Origin of the sequence: Lactobacillus sp. HMSC08B12 (assembly GCF_001808415.1) — a bacterium.
GTDB lineage: Bacteria > Bacillota > Bacilli > Lactobacillales > Lactobacillaceae > Lactobacillus > Lactobacillus delbrueckii.
Genome location: NZ_KV793141.1, coordinates 1 through 3699 on the forward strand (window position 1 = coordinate 1; position 3699 = coordinate 3699).

General features: G+C 49.2%; 6 protein-coding genes and 1 tRNA gene. All 7 read right to left on the reverse strand.

Annotation, left to right across the window (positions count from 1 at the left end; all coding sequences use genetic code 11):
• Positions 1-106: 106 nt before the first annotated feature.
• Entirely contained in the window at positions 107-760 is a 654-nt protein-coding gene (locus HMPREF3168_RS04290; protein WP_003617011.1) for a glycoside hydrolase family 73 protein, read from the reverse strand.
• Between the two features lie 13 nt (positions 761-773).
• The gene (locus HMPREF3168_RS04295; protein ID WP_070488628.1) at positions 774-1397 is read right to left on the reverse strand and encodes an ECF transporter S component; all 624 of its coding nucleotides are present in this window, start codon (positions 1395-1397) and stop codon (positions 774-776) included.
• A 117-nt stretch (positions 1398-1514) separates the two neighbouring features.
• Positions 1515-1600, reverse strand: a tRNA-Leu gene (locus HMPREF3168_RS04300).
• Positions 1601-1631: 31 nt separating this feature from the next.
• Positions 1632-2090 (reverse strand): SprT family protein, encoded by a 459-nt coding sequence (locus tag HMPREF3168_RS04305; RefSeq protein WP_035161059.1) that lies wholly within the window; start codon positions 2088-2090, stop codon positions 1632-1634.
• A 42-nt stretch (positions 2091-2132) separates the two neighbouring features.
• Positions 2133-2651 (reverse strand): ATP-binding cassette domain-containing protein, encoded by a 519-nt coding sequence (locus tag HMPREF3168_RS04310; protein WP_070488630.1) that lies wholly within the window; start codon positions 2649-2651, stop codon positions 2133-2135.
• Positions 2652-2668: 17 nt separating this feature from the next.
• A complete protein-coding gene (locus HMPREF3168_RS04315) occupies positions 2669-3160 on the reverse strand; it encodes a hypothetical protein (protein WP_246825678.1) in 492 nt (163 codons plus the stop codon).
• A gap of 90 nt (positions 3161-3250) precedes the next feature.
• Positions 3251-3538 (reverse strand): hypothetical protein, encoded by a 288-nt coding sequence (locus tag HMPREF3168_RS04320; RefSeq protein WP_050889603.1) that lies wholly within the window; start codon positions 3536-3538, stop codon positions 3251-3253.
• Between the last annotated feature and the right edge of the window lie 161 nt (positions 3539-3699).

A 3699-nucleotide genomic window follows, 5' to 3' on the forward strand; every position in this document is an offset into this window, starting at 1 on the left:
ATTAATACTTTTTAACAGTCACACCCTTTCAAAAATCAAAAAACTTAGCTTATCCATTATAGCAAAAAAAGCTACCAAAAAGCTCTGGCAGCCCTGTCAAACCTGCTTAATTATCGTACTTATTCAGGTTGTATTGTTCAATTAAATTGATGAGTTTGGTCGAGTAGTCCGGGTCGGTGGCATAGCCGTCAGTGACCAGGGCCTTGGCCTGGCTCTTATAGTCCTTGGCCGCCAAAACGTCCTTGTACTGGTCCTTGTTCCAGCTGGTTCCCTGCTGGAAGAGGCGGACATGAGCCCGGATCGAGGCTTCATAAGAATCATAAATTTGGAAGCGGGCCTTGACGGTCACCCACTTGCCGTTGCTGTACTCCTTGGTCGTCATCACGGCTGAAGTGTTAGGGTTGGTCCCCTTGACCCCGAAGAGATTGTTGTACTTCTGGGACAAGGCGCTTTGCCCGTAGTTGCTTTCCAGGCAGGCCTGGGCGATAGTGATGCTTGGCAAAAGACCGGTCCCCTTGTCAACCTTTTGCGAGATCGGCCCCACCTTTTGGATAAAGGCCTTCTTTTGCCGCAAAAGCTTAGCGGCTGCTTCCTGCTTGGCCAGTTCAGCCTGGCGGATCTGTTCTTGCTGCAAGGCCTGGCGGCGGTAGTAGCGGAAGGCCACGAACAAGCCCAGGCACAAGAGGATGATGGCAAAAACGCGGACCACGAGGATGGTGGTCGTCTGCTTGCCCTTGCGTGTTTTTCTGTGTCCAGCCATACTTATCTGCTTTCTAGCGCCGCTTAAGGCGCTTCTTGAGGGGCACGGTAATTAGCGGCGTGATCAAGCCGCTGAAGACTGCTTCCAAAATGCCGTTGACGGCCAGGGCCGTAAAGAGGATGACCAGCAAAGACTGCCCGCTCTTGGCCCCCAGGGCTAAAGCCAGCTTCTGGGGATGACTGAAGTAGACCAGGTCAGACAAAAGGATCACCATGAGCGTGTTGGCCGCTGAAGCTAAAAGGCCGCTTAAGGCGTAAGCCAGAGGCTTTCTGCTCTCCTTCTCCCATTTATCAGCCAATTGCCCAGCCAGGCCCGCTGCCCAGCCAGCAGCAAGCCGGGGAAATAAGGCAATCAAGGGGTTCTGGAAAAGGAGAATGGTAACCAGGCCATTTGGAGCAGCATAGGCCCTAAGCGAACTAGTTAGGCCCCAGACCAAGCCAAAGGCCGCGCCGGCTTTCGGCCCCCTTAAAGAGGCAAAGACCGCGACTGTCAGCGGAATCGTGGTGATGGCCGGCAGGCCCGGCAAAATCGTGATGTAACCCACATTGGGAATAAAAGCTTCCAGCAGCAGAATGGCCACAAAGACCGCGCTGACCGTCAGGTTCAAGGTCTTCTGTCTGGCTTCAGAATCGTACATTTAGCACACCTTCTATTCATCTTGCATTGTGTTCTATCAATTATAACAGATTGGAGGAAAAGCAAGTTTAAAGAATCAACAAAAAAGGAGCCGTTTTACAACGACTCCTTATCTTAGTGCGGACGAGAAGACTTGAACTTCCACGACCAAAAGCGGTCACAAGATCCTTAGTCTTGCGCGTCTGCCAATTCCGCCACGCCCGCAAATACACTTAATATTTTAGCAAAGCTGCCCTCATTTGGCAAGGGGGCCGGCAATTTTTTCCAATTTTCCCCGGCAGCGGCCGCAGAAATACTTCTTGACGTTGACCTGCCGCTGGCGCCAGTAGTCCTGCCCGCATTGCCGGCAGCGGTAGTGCCAGCGGCTTCTTTTGTTCTCTTCTAGTCTTGGCGCATAGCGGCTACCGCCTACCTTTTGCAGTAAAAGCTTGAAGTCCCGGTCTTTATGCTGGTAGCCCAAGCCGGCCAGGTGGAGGTGGTAGTGGACCAGTTCATGTTTGATGATGCCCGGCAGATAATGGAGATTTTCTTCCTTAAGAAAGAGCGGGTTAAATTCCAGGTGATGGTCGGATAATTGGTAGCGGCCGCCAGTAGTCTTCAGGCGGCGGTTGATTTTCGCTTGGTGGAGAAAGGGACGGCTGAAGGATTCAAGGGAGATGCTTTCGACCAGCTGCTGCAGTTCTTGTTCACTAATCATGGGATTATTGTAGCTAGTCAAGGCGGAAAATGCCAACTTTTACTCTTCGGCTAGCAAGATCCCGTCTTTCATTCTTAAACGGCGGTCGTAGACCAGGCCGGGAATTTCGTCGTGGCTGGCCACGATGACGGTCTTGTTTTCACTGCGCAAGTCTTTCATAAGGTTAACGAACCCGAGCTTCTGCCGCATCCCGACTGAGTAGTTGCCGACGGATTGCGGGTTATCCGGATCCAGGTCAAAGGCCTTGAGCAGGTCCCGGGTCTTTTCGGGCTGGAAGCGGTGGTTGAAGTGACCTAAAAAGGTCAAGTTGTCCCAGGCAGTTTCATATTCGATAAAGCCAGGGTTTTCGATCAGGGCACCAAGGTAGTCATCCTTGTCAGTGTGGGTCTCCCCGCTGTCAGCTTTTAAGAGGCTGACGATGATTTTGAACAGGGTGGACTTGCCGCAGCCGTTGACACCGGAGATGTGGACCAGTTCACCCGCTTGGGTTTTTAAAGAGATGTCCTTTAATACGGCCAGTTTTTTAAAGCTCTTCTTAACATGTGACACTTTCAACATACAAACTCCTCCTCGACTTAGAGTATATACATGTGGTGGATGGCCCGCCAGAGAGGGTCATAAATATTAGCGTATTTTGGTAAAAGCCAGCTCTTCTCCAGCCAGTAATGGTAAAGAATGGGTACTGTACTGGCAAAAACGATAATAAAGAAAGGATATTTAGTCTTGATGCAGAGCAAGATCAGCATAAAGCAGGCAATGAACAGCAGGTAATGCATCAAAAGCAAGAGGGTGCCCTTCCAGGCCGGGCCATAGCGGAAGCAGGGATTCTTGTCAAAGAAATAGGGCACGATGGAGAAAACAAGGTAGATGGCCAAATCTAAGAAAAGCAGCTGGGCCAGGCGCTGGTCAAAGTAATCCATTTTGCCGCGGGGAGCAAGAAGCGGCCGGACTGAGCGGAAAGAGAGGATTTGGACGGCTGCCATGACGGTTAGACCTGGCTGGATGTATAAGCTGATCAAGTTGGCATTCAGATAATACATTGGCATCTCGCCTTCTCCGCCAATCATTGCAAACTGCAGGCCGCATCCCAGACTAACCACAAAGTCCAAAAAGAGTGTTATGGCAATTAGGCGCTGATAACGCGTTTTTAGCATAATTTAACCTTTCTCTACATTCTTCATGTACCAAATTCTTAACAAAACAGCAGTTAGCGTAATATAGAAAACTGCAGTCGTCGCGTAATTTAGGTAATAGATTGCCGGTGATGGATTCTCCACCATAGCATTCGCTAGTGGATTAATAATGTTGGTAGTATCCCAGATATTTGAAACAGTAAATAAAGTCCCTCCAATCTCAGTTGATATGTTTTCAGTTAACGTTATCATAAAACCGACAACTGCCCCTAAAAACAGACAAAGACTATTTTTCTTAACAAACAAAGCCACACTGAACCTTATTATTTACTCCAGTTCTCTCATTATTATTAACATAATATAAAGATCATTGCAGCCGATTCAAGTCCCCACAATTTCACCGTACCTCTTTTCACGCAGCAAAAAATGCCCGGACTTACGTCCCAATGTCATTAAGTTAAGGGATTGACATC